This window comes from Pseudoalteromonas sp. APC 3691, assembly GCF_030408135.1.
Taxonomy (GTDB): Bacteria; Pseudomonadota; Gammaproteobacteria; order Enterobacterales; family Alteromonadaceae; genus Pseudoalteromonas.
In genome coordinates this window covers 1-749 of sequence record NZ_JASDCB010000159.1, presented here as the reverse complement: position 1 = coordinate 749, position 749 = coordinate 1, and the positions used below count along the sequence as shown (strand labels likewise).

Here is a 749-nt window from a genome sequence, read left to right as displayed (position 1 = left end):
ATAGCAAAAAGATTTTTCCATGTGGTGTGCTGCAATGAACAAGGGCGCTTAGTTAAAAAGAAAATGTTAAAGCGTGCGCAAGTGTTATCTTTTTTCCAACAACACACTACGTGTTTAGTTGCTTTAGAGGCCTGTGCAACTTCTCATTTTTGGGCTCGAGAAATCAGAAAATGTGGTCATCAGATAAAGCTTATTCCACCTCAGCATGTAAAAGCCTTCTTAGTTGGCAATAAAAATGATTATAACGATGCTTTAGCAATTAGCGTTGCTTCAAAACAACATCATATTAAGAGTGTCTGTATAAAATCAGTTGAGCAACAAGATAACCAAGCACAGCACAAAGCGAGAGAATTAGCGGTCAGACAAAGAACGGCACTATGCAATCAAATCCGAGGCTTAACTGCTGAATACGGAATTATTTTAAATCAGGGTGTAAACACAATACGCAAAAGTATCCCCCTAATTTTAGAAGATGAAAATACCGGATTATCAGGCGCATTTAAAGCGGTACTAAAGCAGTTAGAAACACAATTGAGTAACTTAGACAGCTGCATTGAAACTTACAGTACATTAATAGTTGAAACAGCAAAAAATAATGATATTTGCCAACGGCTCCAAACAATACCTGGATTTGGTCCTATGGTATCAAGCGCCTATTTCAATGAAGTTGGAAATGGCAGTAACTATAAAAGAGGCCGCGATGTTTCAGCGTCTTTAGGTATCGTTCCGCGTCAACACAGTAGTGGCGG

1 protein-coding gene is annotated in these 749 nt (G+C 38.6%); it reads left to right on the top strand.

What is annotated here, in order from left to right; genetic code table 11:
- Window positions 1-749: IS110 family transposase (locus tag QL998_RS20730; protein WP_290193402.1), on the top strand; the 749-nt coding region annotated here is incomplete at both ends.